This is a genomic window from Catenulispora rubra, assembly GCF_015356825.1.
Taxonomy (GTDB): Bacteria; Actinomycetota; Actinomycetes; order Streptomycetales; family Catenulisporaceae; genus Catenulispora; species Catenulispora rubra.
Window position 1 is genome coordinate 1 of sequence record NZ_JAACYW010000238.1, and the last position, 18,525, is coordinate 18,525.

The following is an 18,525-nucleotide window of genomic DNA, read 5'->3' on the forward strand; positions in this document are numbered from 1 at the left end:
GACCTTCGAGAAAACCCTGCTCAACCGCCATGTCTTCCATCCCGACTGGAACTACACAGTCCTCACGACACCGCGCACCGACACGACACACCCGAACTGAGGGAAGTTGTTTCTGCGTGGGCCCTAAGGCCACTATTCCTGCGGCCGTCGTTTCCGTAGCTGTCATTCGCTCAACCGCTCCAACAATCCCAGAGCCGTGATCACCGTCGCGAGCTCGTCTGCCGAGAACCGCTCGCGCAGTGCCTGCTCCAGCCACTCGTCGCGGGCCCGCCGCGATCCGCTCACCGTTTTGTCGGCCGTCTGCGTCAGTTCGATGAGCTGGCGGCGGCCGTCGTCCGGGTCCTGGCGGCGGGCGATCATGCCGCGCTCTTCCAGCACCGCCACGGTGGCGGCCATCGATTGCGGGCGCACGCGCTCGGCCTTCGCCAGATCGCTGGTCGACGCCGGTCCGTCGCGGTCCAGGCGGCCCAGGACGGCCAGCTGCGAGGCGGTCAGTTCGTGGACGTCATCCACTTCGCGCAGCCGGCGGCGCAGGCGGCCGACCAGCACACGCAGTTCGCGGGCCGCGTGCGCGGCATCGGTGACGACGCCGGCCCCGGTCTCGCTACTGCTACCGCCGCCGGCGCTACCAGCCTGCCGATCCGTCCCGATCCCAGCTTCCATATCTTCAGTCTAAACTGTTCAGTCCAGACTGTCTATCTCCCCCGCCGGTACCCTAACGACCATGAAGGTCCTCGTCATCGGCACCGGCGGCCGCGAGCACGCCCTCGCCCGCGCCCTCAGCACCGACCCCGCCGTCACCGCGCTCTACTGCGCGCCCGGCAACCCCGGCATCGCGGAGCTCGCCGAGCTGCGCCCGGTCGACGCGCAGGATCCGGCGGCGGTGCGGGACCTGGCCGTCGCGCTCGGGGTGGACCTGGTCGTGGTGGGGCCGGAGGCGCCGCTGGTGGCCGGGGTCGCCGATCCGGTGCGCGAGGCGGGGATCGCGGTGTTCGGGCCGTCGAAGGCCGCCGCGCTGCTGGAGGGCTCCAAGGCGTTCGCCAAGGAGATCATGGCCGCCGCCGGCATCCCGACCGCCAAGGCCTACGTCTGCGAGAGCGAGGCCGAGTACGTCAAGGCGCTCGACGAGTTCGCGGCCCGCGGCGAAGGCGCTATTGGACACAGCCCGTATGTGGTGAAGGACGACGCGCTCGCCGCCGGCAAGGGCGTCGTCGTCACCGAGGACCGGGCCGCCGCGCTGGAGCACGCGCGTGCCTGCGGCCGCGTGGTCATCGAGGAGTACCTCGACGGCCCCGAGGTCTCGCTGTTCGGCGTCACCGACGGCACCACCGTCATCCCGATGATGCCCTCGCAGGACTTCAAGCGGATCGGCGACGGCGACGCCGGCCCCAACACCGGCGGCATGGGCGCCTACTGCCCGCTGCCGTGGGCGCCGGAGGGGCTGACCGACGAGGTCGTCGAGACCGTCCTGCAGCCGCTCGTCGACGAGCTGCGCCGCCGCGGCACGCCCTTCGCCGGGCTCGTCTACGCCGGCCTCGCACTGACCTCCAAGGGCCTGCGCGTCGTGGAGTTCAACGCGCGCTTCGGCGACCCCGAGACGCAGAGCGTGCTGGCCATGCTCGAGTCTCCGCTGTCCGAGCTGCTGTATCCGGCCGCGACCGGCACTCTCGCCGAGGCGCCGGGGCCGCGCTGGCGGGACGGCGCGTCCGTCACCGTCGTGATGGCCGCCGCCGGCTACCCGGGCACGCCGCGCGGCGGCGACGTCATCACCGGGATCGAGGCCGCCGAGCAGCCGGGCACCGTGGTGAACCAGGCCGGGACCAAGCGGAGCGCGGACGGCGACCTGGTCACCGCGGGCGGCCGGGTCCTGGCGGTGACCGCCGTGGCGGACGGTCTCGGCGCCGCGCGCGCCAAGGCCTACGAGGGCGTCGCGGTGATCGGTTTCGACGGTGAGCAGCACCGCACCGACATCGCGGCGGAGGCTGCGAAAACAGCTGGCTGATACGTCGACTGATATGCCGACTGATACATCACCATGAGGCACGGATCCCTTACCCCGCCATCCGAAAGTGTGTATTCACGCCACGGCCGCTAACCGCTGTGGGTGTTTCGCGCTAGCCTTCGCAACAGGCTCGTAAGCGGCCTGGACGCTTGGGGGATCCATCAGCACGGTGACTGCGACGACGGCGCGGGTGAGCGCACACAGGGCGGCCCGCGCGCTACTGCGCGTCCGCGCGTGGGTGATAGCCACCTACGCCCTGAGCGCTGCGGCGGCGAGCGCGGGCCTGATCGGCCTGGCGCGGGTGCGCGGCTGGGACGGCGCCGGCCCCGAGGCGGCGGTGCTGGCGGCCGCCGTGGTGTGCGTGCTCTGGGCGCTGCCCGCGGTCCGGCTGCACCGCAGCGCCGTGGCGCCGCCGAAGACCGTCCCGCTCAGCGGCGAGGCCGCCCCCGAACTGGAACTGCTGGTGCGGCAGCTGGCGCTGCAACTCCAGGTACCGACCCCGGCCGGGATCGAGCTCTCCCCGGACTGCGACGCCTGGCTGGATCCGCGTCCCGGCGGTCCGGTGCTGGTCATCGGGGCGCCGTTCCTGTGGTGGCTGCGGGTCAGCGAGCTGCGGGGGCTGCTGGCGCCGCTGGTGGCCGGGATGGCCGCGGCCGGGGACGAGCGGATCGTGCGGGCCCGGGCCTTCGCCAACCGGAGCATCGGCGCGCTGCACGGCCGTCCGGGCCGGACGCTCCGGGTGTTCCCCGGCTGGCGGCTCCGGGTCGCCGGCTACTTCGAGGCCCGCGCCGAGGCGCTGGAACGGGTCGTGGCCTGGGAGGCGGTGGCGGCCTCGCGGATGATCGAGCCCGCGGCCCGCGCCTACGCGCACGAGCAGATCAACATGGCCGCCGCCGGCTGGGACCGGGTCCTGACCCGGCTGGCGCATCCGGCGTGGGAGTCCGGCTACTGCCCGGTGGGGCTGAACGTGGCGCTGGTCGGCGCGCTGACCTCGCTGGGCCGCCGGGACCGGATGGCCGGCTCGCTGGCCACCCGGCTGAGCGAGCGGCCCGCGTGCGACCTGCTGGAGCAGCCCGGCGACGTGGACGCGCACGCGTCGCGGATGGCCGCGGAGCTGTTCGAGGGCCGCCGGATCGAGCGGACGGTGACCTGGGAGCGGTACGTCACCGCCGTCACCGAGCCGGAACTGGTGCGGCGCGCGGAGTCGGTGCCGGAGGAGCACCCGGCGGCGAAGCGGATACGCACCCTGATCGCCGACGCCGGGGTGCCCGGTGCGCGGCGCGGCGGGGGCGAGGCCCGGGGCGGCGAGGGTTTGCCGGGCGCGGTGATCCCCGGCCCGCGTCTGGGGGAAGTGGACGACCTGCCGTCCGGCGGCGTCGTCGAGCCGGACATCGACAGCCTCGCCGCCTATCTCGCGGTCCGCCTCGTCGAGGCGCGTCTGGCGTCCTGGGGCCTGGACTGGCTGGACGGCCCGGTCCTGCGCGACCGCGTCGGGGACACGGTGCCGATCCACGACATGGCGGCGGCGCTCGCGGACGCCGGCGACGTGTCCCGGCTTTCGGACTGGCTCGCGCACATCACGCGCTGAAATCCGGGTACGTCAGCTGCTGGAGCAAGACACGGGATAACGCCGTTTTCGAAGCACGAACGCAGTATTCGAAAACTTTCCCGCCTCAGAACGAACCTAAGCACCCCCCTGACAGTCCACGCACGTGAAAAAAATTGGGGGGTGGCGCCGACGCGGCGCCGCCGACGCAAGAGCCCACCGGTGGGGCATCGCAGCGATCATCTGGTCCGCGCTCGTCGTGGCCGTTCAGGGGGCACGGCTGGGGCGGTGGATCGTCGACGACGCCGGAATCAGCTTCGCCTACGCGAGGAACATCGCCGAGGGCCACGGACCGGTGGTGCAGGCGGGGGCTCCCCCGGTGGAGGGCTACTCCGACCCCACGTGGGTCGGGCTTCTGGCGATCGGGAGGCTGCTCGGCCTGTTCGACCACGGCGCGTGGTTCGGGATCCCGGACTACGTCTTGTTCCCGAAGGCCTTGGGGCTGCTGTGCGTCGTCGGCATCCTGGGCTGCTTCTATGCGGCCTGCCTGGCGGTGCTGCCGAGTCGCGGGGTGGCCGCGGGGGTCACCGCTGTGGCCGGGACCGCGCTGGCCTTCGTGCCGACGTTCGTCCTGTGGACGTTCTCCGGCCTGGAGAACTCGCTCTATGCGTTGCTGGTCACCGCTCTCGCGGTCCTGTTGTTGCGTGCGGTGGCTGACGATACGGACCGGTTGCTGTCCCGCCGGACTGCGGTCATCGCCGGCACGCTGGTCGCATTGGCCGCGCTCACGAGGCCGGACGGTCTGATCTACTTCGCCGTCTATCCGGTCGTCGTGCTGCTGGTGGTGGATCGGCGGCGGGTCCGGGACGCGCTCCGTCCGGTCGGCTTCTTCGCCGCGCCCGCGTTCGGCCTGTACGGCTTGTACGTGCTCTGGCGCCGCTTCGAGTTCGGGCGCTGGCTGCCGAACACGGCGGTGGCCAAGGCCCAGGCCAGTCCGTCGGCGAGCGACCTGAACCGGATCTCCGACGTCCTGCAGTATCCGGGCCTGGTGATCTCGCTGGTCGCGATCGGCGTCGTGGTCGCCGCGGTGGTGGCCGTGCCGGCGCTGCGGCGTCCGCTGACCGCGTTGCTCGTGCCGCTCGCGCTGGCGCTGGTCGCGTACTGCGTGCTGAACCCGGACTGGATGGGGCAGCTGCGGTTCTCCACACCGGTCTGGCCGCTGGCGGTGCTGGTCACGGCGATCTGCGCGGCGCGGCTGGTCGTCAAGCCGGGGCTGCGGCGCCGGATCGGACTGGTCGGCTCGCTCGCCGGGGCCGTGTACCTGGCGCACGGCGTCACCGGGCCGATGCCCGGGGACAGCGTGTCGCAGCCGGTGGTGCCGTTGTGCGTGGTGGCGGACGAGAACGGCGAGCTGTTCAACTCCTTCGCCGACCTCGCCGGCGTCGAGAACGGCAGCCTGCTGCTGCCCGACCTCGGCGGGACGGCGCTGACCAGCCGGCTGCGGCTGCGGGACACCGCCGGGCTGGTCGACGCGAAGGTCGCGGACTACCTGCACGCCGAGGACATGAACGGGCTGCGCGACTACATCTTCGACGTCATGCAGCCGACCTTCATCCAGACCCACGGCGACTGGTCGCCGACCCTGATGGCCGGCTCCGGGTTCGACCCGCGCATGCTGCGGGACTACGCCCAGATCTACCCGCGGAGCCCGATCCCGGCGTCTCCGTGGGGCAGCAGCGACTGGGTCCGGAAGTCGGCGCTCAAGGACCCGTCGGACCTGGCGAAGCTGCGGGCCTTCGCGGACAGCGCGCTGCCCGCCCAGGCCCGGTTCGAGCAGCGCACGGCGGTCGGCGACTGTTCGGACCGGCTGGAGGTCGGTGAGCGTCTGGCTCTGCACTAGCCGTGTGGTGCGGCACGGTGCCATGTGGTGCGGTGCCTTGCCGTGTGGCGTGGTGCCGGTGTGATCCGGCGCGTTGGGAGCCAGATCACACCGGCGCTGAGCTGCGGCGGTTAGAAAGGGCGGCTGGCTCCTGGGAGAATCGGGTGTCAGGACCTCACACAGGAAGGCCGCCGTCATGATCGAGCGCTACACCCTGCCCGAGATGGGCCGTGTCTGGTCCGAGGCCCACAAGTACGAGTTGTGGGCGAAGGTCGAGACGCTGGTCGTGGAGGCGCACGCGGCGGCCGGGACGATCCCGGAGTCCGCGGTGGAGCCGGTGCGCAAGGCCGCGCCGCCGACGCCGGAGGCCGTGGAGGCGATCGAGGCCGTCACGCAGCACGACGTCATCGCGTTCCTGTCCGCGTGGGCCGACAACACCGAGCCGCGCGAGGCCGCCGCCTACGTGCACTTCGGGATGACCTCCTCGGACCTGCTGGACACCGCGCTGGCGCTGCAGCTCACCGAGGCCACCGACATCCTGCTGGAGAAGGCGGACAAGCTGGTCGCGGTGCTGCGCGACCACGCGCTGGCGCACCGCGCGACGCTGCGCGTCGGCCGCACCCACGGGATCCACGGCGAGCCGGACGTCTGGGGGCACCGGGTCGCCGACTTCGCGTTCGGCGTGGCCCGCTCGCGCGACCGGCTGCGCCAGGCGCGCGAGGCGGTCGGGGTCATCGCGATCTCCGGCGCGGTCGGCACGTACTCCAACATCGACCCGGCGATCGAGGCCTTCGTCGCCGACAAGCTGGGCCTGAAGGCGGCGGACGTCTCCACCCAGGTGATCCTGCGCGACGGCGTCTCCGAGTGGGTCTCGGCGCTGGCGATCATGGCCACCGTCCTGGAGGCCATCGCCCTGGAGGTGCGCCACGGCCAGCGCACCGAGGTCCGCGAGCTGTGGGAGCCGTTCGGCAAGGGGCAGAAGGGCTCCTCGGCGATGCCCCACAAGAAGAACCCGATCATGTCCGAGCGGCTGGCCGGCATGGCGCGCATCGTCCGCGCGCAGATCGTGCCGGTGATGGAGGGCATCCCGCTGTGGCACGAGCGCGACATCTCGCACTCGTCCACCGAGCGCATCGCCCTGCCGGACGCCTCGATCGCGCTGGACTACATGCTCAACCTGACCATTCGTCTGATGAGCGGACTGGTGGTCAACGCCGACCGCATGCGCGCCAACCTGGACTCCACCGGCGGCCTGGTCTACAGCTCCACGGTGCTCCTGGAACTGGTCGAGATGGGCTTGGAGCGCGACACCCAGGCCTACCCGCTGACCCAGCGCGCGTCGATGAAGACCTGGGAGACCGGCCGGCCCTTCCGCGAGACGCTGCGCGAGGAGGCCGACGCCGCCGGGCTGGCCATCGACGAGGCGCGCCTGGACGAGGCCACCCGGCCCGAGCGGTTCGTGGAGCGGCTGGACGGGATGTTCGAGAAGCTGGCGAAGCTGAGCTGACCTGAGCTGCGTTGACTTGAGCTGATCGCGGGGACGCCTGCGGGGCGCTTGCTTACCGGCCGAAGCGGCCGTCGGACTGAGGTCCGGCGGCCGCTTCGGCATTTCGTTATGGATGTTTCGCGTGAAACATCGTCTCGGGGTCAGTGTGGTGCCATGTGGTGCCATGGTGCCACCATGTGGCACCACTGTTCACCAGGGAAAATGTAAGAGGTGAGCCAAGATGGCTTGCGATGGCACCATTTTGGTGCCAAAGTAGAGCCATGGAACTCACCCCCTACGTCGAAGCTCTCCGCCGCGAGCTGACGACTGCGGCCGAGGTCGGTGGCGAAGACGCCCGGGCTCTCGCCGACCGGTTGCTGCCTCCGCTCGACGCGGCGGTGCGGCTCACCCTGTTGGAGGCGTTGTCGGCGGCGGCCGAGGAGATCTCCGCGGAGCTCGCTCCGGGCTCTGTGGACGTGCGGCTGCGTGGCGGGGAGGCCGGGTTCGTCGTGATGCCGCCGCCCGCCCAAGCCGCTTCGGCCGACGCCGACGGGCCCGCGCCGGGCGATGTGCGCTTCCCGGTCGGCGAGGGCGACGACGCCACCATGGTGCGGATCAACCTGCGCCTGTCGTCCAGTCTCAAGGCCATGATCGAGGACTCCGCCGCGGCGTCCGGGCTGTCCGTGAACGCCTGGATCGTGCGGGCCGCGGCCGCCGGGCTGGCCAACGAGGGCCGGCGCTCCGGGCGATCCGGGGCGGCGCCGAAGTCCAACCGGATCGTCGGCGAGAGCTACACCGGCTGGGCCCGCTGACTCCCCAGCCCTGGTCCGCAGCGATTCACAGCAACCCATCCCATCCCATGCCATCCCAGGCCAAGCCGACCGAAGGATTCGCCATGTCTTCATCGACCTTCAGCACTCCGACCCCGATCACCGTCACCCTCGACCTCTACGTCGCCGACGTCCGCATCGCCGCCTCCGACCGCACCGACACCCTGGTCGAGGTGCGGCCCAGCGACCCGGGCAAGGCCGCCGACGTCAAGGCCGCCGAGAACACGCACGTCGAGTACGACGAGGCCACGCGGTCGCTGACCGTCGTGACCCGCAAGCCGCGCAACCGCTTCGTCAACTTCAGCAGCAAGCGCCCGGAGTCCATCGACCTGCTCATCGAGCTGCCGACCGACTCCGATCTGCGGGCCGAGGCGGTGATCGGCGAGTTCCAGTCCGCCGGCGTGCTCGGCACCGTCGCGCTCAAGACCGAGATCGGCGGCGTGCGGCTGGCGCAGACCGGGCCGGTGAACGCCCGCTCCGGCGTCGGCGAGATCAGCGTCGAGGAGGTCAGCGGCGCGGCCGAGGTGACCTGCGGGTCCGGCATCATCCGGCTCGGTGCCGTGGACGGCGTCGCCGAGGTGTCCAACAGCAACGGCAAGGTGATCGTCGGCGTGGTGACCGGGGCGGCGACCGTGCGCTCCTCCAACGGCGGCGTGTACGTCGAGCGCGCGCTGTCCGACCTCACCGCCACCACCTCCAACGGCGAGGTGCGGATCGGCGAGGTCGTGCGCGGCAAGGTGACCGCCACCTCCAAGAACGGCTTCGTCGAGGTCGGCGTCCGCGAGGGCAGCGCCGCCTGGCTGGACCTGAACGCCGGCGTCGGCCGGGTCCACAACGAGCTCGACGCCGCCGACGAGCCGGAGGCCGGCGAGCCGGTCGACAAGGTGGAGATCCACGCCAGCACCAAGCTCGGCGAGGTCTCCATCCGCCGCGCGCCGCGCCTGGACGAGGAGTGAGGACCGTGACGATCCCCGCTGCCCGGCCCGCGGCTCCGGACACCGCCCCGGCGATCTCCGCCCGCGGCCTGCGCAAGTCCTTCGGCGCGAAGACCGTGCTCGACGGCATCGACCTGAGCGTGCCGGCCGGGTCGATCCTGGCGCTGCTCGGCCCGAACGGGGCCGGCAAGACCACCGCGGTGCACCTGCTGACCACCTACCTGCGGCCGGACGCCGGCGACATCCGGATCGCCGGCCACGATCCGGCGAAGGATCCGCAGGCGGTGCGCCGCGCGATCGGCGTCACCGGCCAGTTCTCCGCGGTCGACGGCTATCTCACCGGCCGGGAGAACCTGATGCTGATGGCCGACCTGCACCTGCTGCCGAAGGCGGAGGGTCGGCGGCGGGCGGAGGACCTGCTGGAGCGCTTCGAGCTGACCGAGCCCGCCGACAAGGCGGCGGCGACGTACTCCGGCGGGATGAAGCGCAAGCTCGACCTGGCGATGACGCTGGTCGGGAACCCGAAAGTGATCTTCCTCGACGAGCCGACCACGGGCCTGGACCCGCGCAGCCGCCGCGTCATGTGGGACATCATCCGCGGGCTGGTCGCGGAGGGGACGACCATCCTGCTGACGACGCAGTACCTGGACGAGGCCGACCAGCTCGCACACCGCGTGGCGGTCCTCGACGGCGGGCGCATCGTCGCCGAGGGCACGCCGGCCGAGCTCAAGACGCGCATCCCCGGCGGGCACATCGAGCTGACCTTCGCCGACCGCGCCGAACTCGACGCCGCCGCGCTGGTGCTCGCCCCGACCGGCCGCGACGACGACGCGCTCACGCTCCAGCTGGCCGGCGACGGCCGGGTCAGCACCCTGCGGACCCTGCTCCAGCGGCTGGACGACGCCTCGGTCGAGGTCGAGGCGCTGGCCGTGCACACCCCCGATCTCGACGACGTGTTCTTCGCGCTGACCGGCAAGACCGACAAGGAAAGGGCCTGATGATGAGCGCTCTGACAGTGGCCGGCGGCGGTCCCGGCGGCGTCGACACCCGGACCCACAGCCAGACCCAGACCCACGCCTGGGTCCACGCCCGCATCATGCTGCGCCGCAATCTGCGCCACATGCTGCGCTACCCCTCGCTGACCCTCATGGTCACCCTGATGCCGCTGGTCTTCCTGCTCCTGTTCGTCTACGTCTTCGGCGGGACCCTCGGCTCCGGCCTCGGCGCCGGAACGCCGGCCGGCGTGCACGGCGGCCGCGAGGCGTACGCCGCCTACGTCGCCCCGGCGATCATCGTGATGGCGGTCGCCGCCGCCGCGCAGGGCACGGCGATCGCCGTGGCCCAGGACATGACCGAGGGCATCATCGCCCGCTTCCGGACCATGGCCGTGGCCCGCTCCTCGGTGCTGACCGGTCACGTCGTCGGCGCCGCGATCCAGACCATGGTGAGCGTCACAGTCGTGACCTTGGCCGCCATCGCCGTCGGCTTCCGGCCGCATGCGAACGCCGCCGAGTGGTTCGCCGCGATCGGCGTGGTCCTGCTCCTCACCTTCGCCGTCACCTGGCTGTGCGTGGGCCTCGGGCTGTCGGCCAAGAGCGTGGAGACCGCCAGCAACTCGCCGATGTTCCTCATGCTCCTGCCCTTCCTGAGCAGCGGTTTCGTCCCGACCGCCTCGCTGCCGACGGCGATGCGCTGGTTCTCGCAGTACGAGCCCTTCACCCCGGTCAACGAGACCCTGCGCGGCCTGCTGACCGGCACGAAGATCGGGGACAACCTGGTCATCACGCTCGCCTGGTGCCTCGGCGTCGCGGTGCTGTCGTACGCCTGGTCGCGGCGGCTGTATGAGCGGGAGCCGAAGGCGAGCTGAACCGCCGGTATTCTTCAGGGCGTGATCACCGGTCTGAACCACCTCGCCAGCGGCAAGATCCGCGACCTGTACGCGGTCGGCGACGACCTTCTCCTGGTCGCCTCGGACAAGATCTCGGCCTTCGACCACGTGTTGGAGTCCGAGATCCCGGACAAGGGCCGGATCCTGACCCAGCTGTCCATGTGGTGGTTCAAGCAGCTCGCCGATCTGGTGCCGAATCACGTGATCAGCGCCGATGTGGACCAGTTCCCGGCCGAGCTCCAGCCCTACAAGGAGGAGCTGCGCGGGCGCTCGATGCTCTGCCGCAAGCTCGCCATGGTGCCGGTGGAGTGCGTTGCGCGCGGCTACCTCACCGGGTCCGGGCTGGCCGAGTACGAGAAGACCCGCACCGCGAACGGCGTGACGCTGCCGCCCGGGCTGGTCGACGGCTCCCGGCTGGACCGGCCGATCTTCACCCCGGCGATGAAGGGGGAGGTCGGCACGCACGACGAGAACGTCAGCTTCGACGTGATGGCCGAGCGGATCGCCGACCCGGAGCTGGCCGCGCGCCTCAAGGACCTGACGCTGGCGGTCTACTCGCGGGCCCGGGAGATCGCCGAGGAGCGCGGGATCATCCTGGCCGACACGAAGTTCGAGTTCGGCCGGCTGCGCGGCGGGACCCTGGTCCTGGCCGACGAGGCGCTGACCCCGGACTCCTCGCGGTTCTGGCCGGCCGACGAGTGGAAGCCGGGCCGCACGCAGTCGTCCTTCGACAAGCAGTACGTCCGCGACTGGCTGACCTCCCCGGCCTCCGGCTGGGACCGCGCCTCCGACACCCCGCCGCCGCTGCTGCCGCCGGAGGTCGTGGCGGCCACCCGGGCCCGCTACGTCGAGGCCTACGAGCGGCTCACCGGAGTGAAGTTCGACTAGGAGTCGCAGCTCACAGGGCTGGGTCATAGAGCAGATCTATGACCTCATGCCCGATCGGGGTCTAGTGGCGGCCGGCTTCGCGAGCGAGGCTGGAGCCATGGCGAACACAGTCAAGGTCCAGGCAGGCCTCGCAGGTGCCACCCGTTTCGGGAGCCCGGCGAGCTCGGCGAGCTCGGCGAACCGGGCGAACACAGCGAACACGGCGAACCCGCCGGTCGCGGCGACTCGCCTCCCCCGCGGCGGCAAGCGGGTCTCCCGCTGGTCCGGTGTGGCGCCGCGCGACGCGTTCCGCCACATCGGCCCGAACTGGTACGCCTCGGTGATGGGCACGGCGATCATCGCCAACGCCGGCGCCGGCCTGCCGGGCTTCGAGCGGGGCGCGCCGCGCGTGGCCGTGACCGCGGTCTGGGCCGCGGCGGTCCTCTGGCTCGCGATGGTCCTCCTGGCCCGCGCCGCGCACTGGCGCTGGCACGCCGACCAGGCCCGCCGCGACCTCCTCGACCCGGCGGTCGCGCCGTTCTACGGCTGCCTGTCGATGGCGATGACCGCGGTCTCGGCCGGGACGATGATCGTCGGCCGGGCCTGGATCGGCACCGGCGCGGCGCTCGGCCTGGCCTGGACGCTGTGGCTGGTCGGCACGCTGATCGGGCTGGCCACCACGGCCGTGGTGCCGTATCTGATGATGACCCGGCACGAGATCGCCGAAGGCAGCGCCACCCCGGCCTGGCTGCTGCCGATCGTCGCGCCGATGGTCTCGGCCGCCACCGGGCCGCAGCTGATCCCGCACGTCGCGGCCGGTCAGCTCCGCGAGACGATGCTGCTCGGGTGCTACGCGATGTTCGGCATCAGCCTGCTGGCGACGATGATCATCCTGCCGGTGGTCTTCTCCCGGCTGGTGCACCACAAGCCCCGGTGGAGCGTGGCCGCGCCCGGCCTGTTCCTGGTGCTGGGCCCGCTCGGGCAGTCGGTGACCGCGGTGAACAACCTCGCCGACGCCGGACAGGGCGTCGTGAGCCCGCAGCTGGCCCCCGCCCTGAAGCCGTTCGCGGTGCTCTACGGCGTGCCGGTGCTCGGCTTCGCGATGATCTGGCTGGTACTGGCCCTGCTGGTGGTCGCCGGGGCCCGGCGCGACGGCCTGCCGTTCGCGCTGACCTGGTGGGCGTTCACCTTCCCGATCGGCACCTGTGTGACCGGAGCCACGGGGCTGTGGCACCACACCGGTCTGAACGCCTACGTGTGGCTGGCTTGCGGGCTCTACGCGCTGCTCGTCGCCACGTGGGGCGTGACCGCGGTGCGCACGCTGCGCGGGGCCGTGTCGGGTGACCTTCTCGTCAAGCGGCCGGAGGCACACATAACCCCCGGTAGAATCGGGATCACCGCCATCCAATAGCCCCGGCGCGGACGTGCCGCGGCTGAAGCAATGGGAGTACCTGTGGCCCGCGTCCTCGTCGACGTCATGCTCAAGCCCGAGATCCTCGACCCCCAGGGCCAGGCGGTGCAGCGCGCACTTCCTCGCATGGGCTTCGACTCCGTCACCAACGTCCGCCAGGGCAAGCGCTTCGTGCTGGACCTCGCGGACGCCGACCCGGCCACCCTGCGGGCCACCGCCGAGCAGATGGCCGAGAAGCTGCTCGCCAACACCGTGATCGAGGACTTCCACGTCACCGTGCTGGACGAGGCCGGCGAGACCGACGAGGCCGGCCTGACCGGCGAGAACGCCTGATGCCGGCCCGCATCGGCGTCGTCACCTTCCCCGGCACCCTGGACGACCAGCAGGCGCTGCGCGCCGCCGCGGCGGTCGGGGCCGAGCCGGTGGCGCTGTGGCACAAGGAGCAGAACCTGCACCAGGTCGACGCGGTCGTGCTTCCCGGTGGCTTCTCCTACGGCGACTACCTGCGCGCCGGCGCCATCGCCCGGTTCTCCCCGGTGATGGACACGATCATCGACGCGGCCCGCGGCGGCCTGCCGGTCCTGGGCATCTGCAACGGCTTCCAGGTGCTGTGCGAGACGCACCTGCTGGAAGGCGCGATGATCCGCAACGGCGATCTGCACTTCATCAACCGCGACGTGACCCTGCGGATCGAGAACAACCGCACGGCGTGGACCTCGGACTACGAGGTCGGTGCTGAGGCGGTCATCCCGATCAAGAACGTGGACGGCCGCTTCGTCGCCGGCGCGCACACCCTCGACGCGCTGGAGGCCGAGGGCCGCGTGCTGGCGCGCTATGTCGACAATCCCAACGGCGCCGCGCGGGACATCGCCGGCATCACCAACGCCGCCGGGAACGTGGTCGGCCTGATGCCGCACCCCGAGTACGCCATCGACGACCTGACCGGCCCCTACCCGGGCCCGGGCACCGACGGCCTGCCGTTCTTCACCTCGATCCTCAAGAGCTTGGTTTCCGCATGAGCACCGGCAACTCTTCCGAGAAGGTCTTCGACACGACCGATGTGTTCGTCGACACCGCGGTCGCGTTCGACACCGTCGCCAAGGCCGCCGAGTCCCCCGACGTGAAGCAGCCGTTCCGCGAACTCGGCATGACCGAGGACGAGTACCTGCGCGTCCGCGAGATCCTGGGCCGCCGCCCCAGCTCCTCGGAGCTGGCCATGTACTCGGTCATGTGGTCCGAGCACTGCTCCTACAAGTCCTCCCGGGTGCACTTGAAGCAGTTCGGCGAGAAGGCCCCGAAGACCGCCGCGCTGCTGGTCGGCCCGGGCGAGAACGCCGGCGTCGTGGACGTCGGCGAGGGCCTGGCCGTCACCTTCAAGGTGGAGTCGCACAACCACCCCTCCTACGTCGAGCCCTACCAGGGCGCGGCGACCGGGGTCGGCGGCATCGTCCGCGACATCCTCACCATGGGCGCCCGCCCGATCGCCGTCATGGACCCGCTGCGCTTCGGCCCCGCCGACGCCCCGGACACCGCGCGGGTGCTGCCCGGCGTGGTGGCCGGCATCGGCGGCTACGGCAACTGCCTGGGCGTGCCGAACATCGGCGGCGAGATCGTCTTCGACCCCTGCTACCTGGGCAACCCGCTGGTGAACGCGCTGTGCGTGGGCGTCCTGCGGGCCGACGAGATCAAGCTCGCCAAGGCCCCGGGCCCGGGCAACCAGGTGATCCTGTTCGGCGCCCGCACCGGCGGCGACGGCATCGGCGGCGCCTCGGTGCTGGCCAGCGCCACCTTCGACGCGGACGGCCCGGCCAAGCGGCCTTCCGTCCAGGTCGGCGACCCGTTCATGGAGAAGGTGCTCATCGAGTGCTGCCTGGAGATCTTCGCGGCCGACCTGGTCGTGGGCATCCAGGACCTGGGCGCGGCCGGGCTCACCTGCTCCACCACCGAGCTGGCCGCGGCCGGCACCGGCGGCATGGACGTGCGGCTGGACGCCGCGCCGCTGCGCGACTCGACGCTGACCCCTGAGGAGGTCCTCATGTCGGAGTCGCAGGAGCGGATGATGGCCGTGGTCGAGCCGGCCAAGGTCGAGGCGTTCCTGGCGGTCTGCGAGAAGTGGGACGTCACCGCGACCGCGCTCGGCGAGGTCACCGACACCGGCCGGCTGCGCATGTGGTGGCACGGCGAGCTGATCGTGGACGTGCCGCCGCGGACCCTGGCGCACGAGGGCCCGGTGTACCACCGGCCGTACGCGCGGCCGGAGTGGCAGGACGCGCTGCAGGCCGACGCGCCGACGGCCGACCGCCTCAAGCGCCCCGGCACCGCCGAGGAGCTGCGCGAGACGCTGCTGCGGCTGGTCGGCTCGCCGAACCTGGCCGACAAGACCTGGGCCGTGGAGCAGTACGACCACCGCGTCCAGGGCAACACCGTCCTCGGCCACGGCGAGGACTCCGGGATGGTGCGGCTGGACGCGGCGCTGCCGGGCACCTCGCTCGGCGTGGCGCTGTCCACCGACGGCAACGGCCGCTTCACCAAGCTCGACCCGTATCAGGGTGCGCAGCTGGCGCTGGCCGAGGCCTACCGCAACGTGGCCGCCACCGGCGCCAAGCCGCTGGCCGTCACCGACTGCCTGAACTTCGGCTCGCCGGAGGACCCGGACGTCATGTGGCAGTTCGCCGAGGCCTGCCGCGGCCTGGCCGACGCCTGTCTGGAGCTGGGGACCCCGGTCACCGGCGGCAACGTGTCGTTCTACAACCAGACCGGCGAGCTGAACATCCACCCGACCCCGGTGGTCGGCGTGCTCGGCGTGATCGACGACGTCGACCGCCGCACCCGCAGCGCCTTCGAGCGCGAGGGCGAGATCCTGCTGCTGCTCGGCGACACCAGCGACGAGTTCGGCGGCTCGGAGTGGGCGCACGAGGTCCACGGCCACCTCGGCGGCCGGCCCCCGCGCCTGGACCTGAACCGCGAGAAGGTGCTCGGCGAGGTGCTGATCGCCGGCTCGCGCGACGGCATGCTCTCGGCGGCGCACGACCTGTCCGACGGCGGCCTGGCGCAGGCGGTCGTGGAGAGCTGCCTGCGCGGCGGCCACGGCGCCCGCCTGGTGCTGCCGGAAACCGACGCGGAAGGCGGCGCGCTGGACCCGTTCGTCGCGCTGTTCTCCGAGTCGGCCGGGCGCGCGCTGGTCGCGGTGCCGCGCAGCGAGGAGCTGCGGTTCACCGACATGTGCGTGGCGCGCGGGCTGCCGGTGGCGCGCGTGGGCGTCGTGGACGGCACTGTGTTGTCTGGTGAAGCGGTCCTGGAGGTGCAGGGGCAGTTCACCGTGCCGATGGCCGAGCTGCGGGCGGCGCACGAGGCGCCGTTCCCGAAGCTGTTCGGGCACTCGGTGGTCGACGCCTGAGGTCTAGGTAGCGCCGTCCTCGTCCGCTCCGGCGGCCTCGCGCACGTCCTTGACCGGGTCGCTGCGGAGCTTCTCCAGAAGCTCTGCGGCGGCCTTCTTGTTGAAGCCGTAGAGCGCGTAGGCGAGTGCTTCGCGGACGGCTGGGTCCGGGTGGTCGGCGAGGTGTGCGATGCGGAAGGCGTCGGCTTGGCTGCGGCCCTGGAGCTCGTCGAGGAGGTCGATGATCTCCGTGCTGTCCTGTGCGGTGCGGAGCTTCTGCAGAACCTCCTGGCGCGGCAGGATGCGGCTCCGGTCGTAGTACGAGGACTTGTCGCGGATTCGGGAGATGCGGTACTCGCCCGCATTCATGCACGCCGGGCAGGGGCAGGGCTTGTAGCCGTGTGCGTTCGGCCTATAGCGCCAGCCGATGGGCCGCTGGAGAGACCTGATACGCCGGATCTCCTTAGCGTCGACGCCGCGGGGGAGAAACACTTCGCATCCGCGCATCTCTTCCGGAGACAGCGACAGGAAGCGCGCTACCGCTTGCGCGGCAGTCACCTCCTGCGGGACGTCTCCGTAGTAGCCCACAGTCACCGCATTGTCGTCCGGTATCCGGAAGTGGACGCCGACCAGGCGCGGCGACTTCCAGCGCTTTATCTCGCGGGACCACTGGTAGGTCAACGTGTGGTCGGCCAGGAGCGGCGTGCAGAACAGGCCGGGGCGCGGGTCGTCGCTGCGCGACCGGCTGACCGGCGACAGGCCGGAGCGGCGGACGCGCGCGGAGTTCTTCTCCGGAGTCAGATGTACGAACCAGGCCATAGTGCGTCCACGGTAGGGGCGCGGCGCTGATCAGTCACCTGCATTGTTGTAGCGGTAGGGCTCGTATACGCCGAATCCGTTGTAGTACGGATACGGGATCACGTGGTGCAGCGTCCCCTGGGGACACAGCTCGTAGCCCACATAGGAGTTGTGCGCATAGTCGGCCCACCGGTCGAAGAGGATGACGTGGCCGGTGGCGACATCCGTGTTCAGCAGGACGTCGCCGGGACGCAGGTCCTCTTTGGCGATCCGGTGCGCGATCTGCGGCATGGTCGACGTCACCAGGGAGTCGCGCAGGCCCCAGCACATGGAGATGTAACCGGAGCAGTCCGTGCGGTAGCCCTCGTGCCACAGTCCCTGGTTGTAGGGGATGCGTTGCGCGACCCAGTGTTCGGCACGCGCGATCATCTGGCGACGGACGCGGCTGAGGGTGCCGAGCGCGGTCTCGGACAGATCCTGGCCGCCGGCGCCGGCCGGGTGCCAGAGGCCTGAGCCGTCGGGCGCGGGCGCCGAAGGAGATGCGTATGTGCCCTGTCCGGCCATGTCCGTGGACCCGGCATACGATCCCGCCGCGGCCAAACCGGTGACGTTCTCCAGCCCGGCGCCGAACACCGGGATGTCCTGCGCGCCCGGGGTGGCTGAGCCGTGGCCGGAGGGACTGTGCCCCGACGGCACCGTCGCCGGAGAGTGCACCGGAGGCACGGCCGCGTGCACCGCCGCGTCGGCCTGCTCGTAGGTCGTCTGCGTGCTCCGGATCCGCGCGGCGTCCTCGACCAGCTCCCGGACCAGCCGCTCGGTCGCCGACTCCAGCGCCGCGAGGCCGGAGGACTCCGCCACCAGCTGGGGATCGGCGGTGGTGGCCTCGACGACGCGCCGCAGCGTGCTGCCGACCTCGCCGAGCTCGTGGGCGAAGCCGTCCCAGGCGGCGGCCAGCCACTCGAACTCCGGCCCGAGCGCGTAGAAGCTGGTGCCCGCCGACGCCGCCTCGGGGCTTGCCGCGCTCATCGCACCCGTCCGTGCGTGCCGACTCCGGCCTCCGGAGCGGTACCAGCCGTACCCGCCGTGCCTGCTGCGCCCGCTGTACCCGCCGACGCGCCGCCCGCCGGCCCGCCGCTGGCCAGTCCGCTCATCGTGCCGCCGACCATCCCGCTGATCGTCCCGACGATCTCCGCGTGTCCCTTGCCCTCGGTTCCCGGCTGCCCAGCCGCAGCGTGCTGGGCCGCCAGCGCCGCCTGCGCCGCCGCCACAGCCGCCGCGTGCACCCGCTCGGCCGAAGCCCGCAGGGCCACCGCCAACTGCAAGCACTCCCGCGACCGCTCCGCCGCGCGGGCCCGGAACCGCTCCGCGGCGCGCCCGGACCACGTCACCTGCGAGGTGGCCCGCACGATCGCCGCGGACAACTGGTCCATCCGCCGCGCCTGCGCGTCGATCGCACCGGCCAGCGCGGCGCGCTCGGGGGTCGGGGCGGCGTCGGTGGGTACGGGGG

The 18,525-nt window shown here is 71.7% G+C and carries 17 protein-coding genes; 13 read left to right on the forward strand and 4 right to left on the reverse strand.

Annotated elements, in window-relative coordinates:
• Nucleotides 1–162: 162 nt before the first annotated feature.
• Nucleotides 163–663, reverse strand: a complete 501-nt coding sequence (locus tag GWK61_RS40795; protein ID WP_228563764.1) for a MarR family transcriptional regulator — start codon at nt 661–663, stop codon at nt 163–165.
• Nucleotides 664–724: 61 nt separating this feature from the next.
• Here GWK61_RS40795 and purD point away from each other — a divergent pair, with 61 nt between their 5' ends.
• The 13 genes from purD to purL all read left to right on the forward strand — a co-directional run bounded on the left by purD (nt 725) and on the right by purL (nt 16,241).
• Complete coding sequence (gene purD, locus GWK61_RS40800) at nt 725–2,002, forward strand: phosphoribosylamine--glycine ligase (RefSeq protein WP_194917087.1); 1,278 nt, start codon at nt 725–727, stop codon at nt 2,000–2,002.
• 190 nt (nt 2,003–2,192) lie between these two features.
• Nucleotides 2,193–3,590: a M48 family metalloprotease gene (locus tag GWK61_RS40805; protein WP_194917088.1), complete on the forward strand. Its 1,398-nt coding sequence runs from the start codon at nt 2,193–2,195 to the stop codon at nt 3,588–3,590.
• A 124-nt stretch (nt 3,591–3,714) separates the two neighbouring features.
• A complete protein-coding gene (locus GWK61_RS40810; protein WP_194917089.1) occupies nt 3,715–5,448 on the forward strand; it encodes a hypothetical protein in 1,734 nt (577 codons plus the stop codon).
• 175 nt (nt 5,449–5,623) lie between these two features.
• Nucleotides 5,624–6,934: an adenylosuccinate lyase gene (purB, locus tag GWK61_RS40815; RefSeq protein ID WP_194917090.1), complete on the forward strand. Its 1,311-nt coding sequence runs from the start codon at nt 5,624–5,626 to the stop codon at nt 6,932–6,934.
• Between the two features lie 260 nt (nt 6,935–7,194).
• Nucleotides 7,195–7,725 carry a type II toxin-antitoxin system TacA family antitoxin gene (locus tag GWK61_RS40820; RefSeq protein ID WP_194917091.1) on the forward strand — a complete coding sequence of 177 codons (531 nt, stop codon included), beginning with the start codon at nt 7,195–7,197 and terminating at the stop codon, nt 7,723–7,725.
• A gap of 83 nt (nt 7,726–7,808) precedes the next feature.
• Nucleotides 7,809–8,699, forward strand: coding sequence for a DUF4097 family beta strand repeat-containing protein (locus GWK61_RS40825; protein ID WP_194917092.1), 891 nt, complete (start codon nt 7,809–7,811; stop codon nt 8,697–8,699).
• Nucleotides 8,696–9,676, forward strand: coding sequence for an ABC transporter ATP-binding protein (locus tag GWK61_RS40830; RefSeq protein ID WP_194917093.1), 981 nt, complete (start codon nt 8,696–8,698; stop codon nt 9,674–9,676). The genes GWK61_RS40825 and GWK61_RS40830 overlap by 4 nt, the downstream gene beginning before the upstream one ends.
• A 2-nt stretch (nt 9,677–9,678) precedes the next feature.
• Complete coding sequence (locus tag GWK61_RS40835; protein WP_194917094.1) at nt 9,679–10,545, forward strand: ABC transporter permease; 867 nt, start codon at nt 9,679–9,681, stop codon at nt 10,543–10,545.
• 21 nt (nt 10,546–10,566) lie between these two features.
• Nucleotides 10,567–11,454 carry a phosphoribosylaminoimidazolesuccinocarboxamide synthase gene (locus GWK61_RS40840; protein ID WP_323747982.1) on the forward strand — a complete coding sequence of 296 codons (888 nt, stop codon included), beginning with the start codon at nt 10,567–10,569 and terminating at the stop codon, nt 11,452–11,454.
• Nucleotides 11,455–11,551: 97 nt separating this feature from the next.
• Nucleotides 11,552–12,844, forward strand: coding sequence for a TDT family transporter (locus GWK61_RS40845; protein ID WP_194917095.1), 1,293 nt, complete (start codon nt 11,552–11,554; stop codon nt 12,842–12,844).
• A gap of 30 nt (nt 12,845–12,874) precedes the next feature.
• A complete protein-coding gene (gene purS / locus GWK61_RS40850) occupies nt 12,875–13,177 on the forward strand; it encodes a phosphoribosylformylglycinamidine synthase subunit PurS (RefSeq protein WP_194917096.1) in 303 nt (100 codons plus the stop codon).
• Nucleotides 13,177–13,863: a phosphoribosylformylglycinamidine synthase subunit PurQ gene (gene purQ / locus GWK61_RS40855; protein ID WP_194917097.1), complete on the forward strand. Its 687-nt coding sequence runs from the start codon at nt 13,177–13,179 to the stop codon at nt 13,861–13,863. Before purS ends, purQ begins: the two co-directional genes overlap by 1 nt.
• Nucleotides 13,860–16,241: a phosphoribosylformylglycinamidine synthase subunit PurL gene (gene purL, locus GWK61_RS40860; protein ID WP_228563765.1), complete on the forward strand. Its 2,382-nt coding sequence runs from the start codon at nt 13,860–13,862 to the stop codon at nt 16,239–16,241. The genes purQ and purL overlap by 4 nt, the downstream gene beginning before the upstream one ends.
• A gap of 3 nt (nt 16,242–16,244) precedes the next feature.
• On the opposite strand, the gene GWK61_RS40865 is transcribed toward purL, so the two are convergent.
• The 3 genes from GWK61_RS40865 to GWK61_RS40875 form a co-directional block, all read right to left on the reverse strand.
• A complete protein-coding gene (locus GWK61_RS40865; protein WP_194917098.1) occupies nt 16,245–17,039 on the reverse strand; it encodes a HEAT repeat domain-containing protein in 795 nt (264 codons plus the stop codon).
• A gap of 30 nt (nt 17,040–17,069) precedes the next feature.
• Nucleotides 17,070–18,044 (reverse strand): NlpC/P60 family protein, encoded by a 975-nt coding sequence (locus tag GWK61_RS40870; protein WP_194917099.1) that lies wholly within the window; start codon nt 18,042–18,044, stop codon nt 17,070–17,072.
• A partial coding sequence (locus GWK61_RS40875) for a hypothetical protein (protein WP_194917100.1) occupies nt 18,041–18,525 on the reverse strand: 485 nt, incomplete at its 5' end. The genes GWK61_RS40875 and GWK61_RS40870, both read right to left, overlap by 4 nt.

What these genes read in the sequence shown, in the direction of transcription:
- purQ (WP_194917097.1), top strand. Translation starts at nt 13,177, where the DNA reads ATGCCGGCCCGCATCGGCGTCGTCACCTTCCCCGGCACCCTGGACGAC.
- purS (WP_194917096.1), top strand. Translation starts at nt 12,875, where the DNA reads ATGGGAGTACCTGTGGCCCGCGTCCTCGTCGACGTCATGCTCAAGCCC.
- GWK61_RS40870 (WP_194917099.1), bottom strand. Translation starts at nt 18,044, where the DNA reads ATGAGCGCGGCAAGCCCCGAGGCGGCGTCGGCGGGCACCAGCTTCTAC.
- purD (WP_194917087.1), top strand. Translation starts at nt 725, where the DNA reads ATGAAGGTCCTCGTCATCGGCACCGGCGGCCGCGAGCACGCCCTCGCC.
- GWK61_RS40820 (WP_194917091.1), top strand. Translation starts at nt 7,195, where the DNA reads ATGGAACTCACCCCCTACGTCGAAGCTCTCCGCCGCGAGCTGACGACT.
- GWK61_RS40835 (WP_194917094.1), top strand. Translation starts at nt 9,679, where the DNA reads ATGAGCGCTCTGACAGTGGCCGGCGGCGGTCCCGGCGGCGTCGACACC.
- GWK61_RS40845 (WP_194917095.1), top strand. Translation starts at nt 11,552, where the DNA reads ATGGCGAACACAGTCAAGGTCCAGGCAGGCCTCGCAGGTGCCACCCGT.
- GWK61_RS40825 (WP_194917092.1), top strand. Translation starts at nt 7,809, where the DNA reads ATGTCTTCATCGACCTTCAGCACTCCGACCCCGATCACCGTCACCCTC.
- GWK61_RS40795 (WP_228563764.1), bottom strand. Translation starts at nt 663, where the DNA reads ATGGAAGCTGGGATCGGGACGGATCGGCAGGCTGGTAGCGCCGGCGGC.
- purB (WP_194917090.1), top strand. Translation starts at nt 5,624, where the DNA reads ATGATCGAGCGCTACACCCTGCCCGAGATGGGCCGTGTCTGGTCCGAG.
- purL (WP_228563765.1), top strand. Translation starts at nt 13,860, where the DNA reads ATGAGCACCGGCAACTCTTCCGAGAAGGTCTTCGACACGACCGATGTG.
- GWK61_RS40865 (WP_194917098.1), bottom strand. Translation starts at nt 17,039, where the DNA reads ATGGCCTGGTTCGTACATCTGACTCCGGAGAAGAACTCCGCGCGCGTC.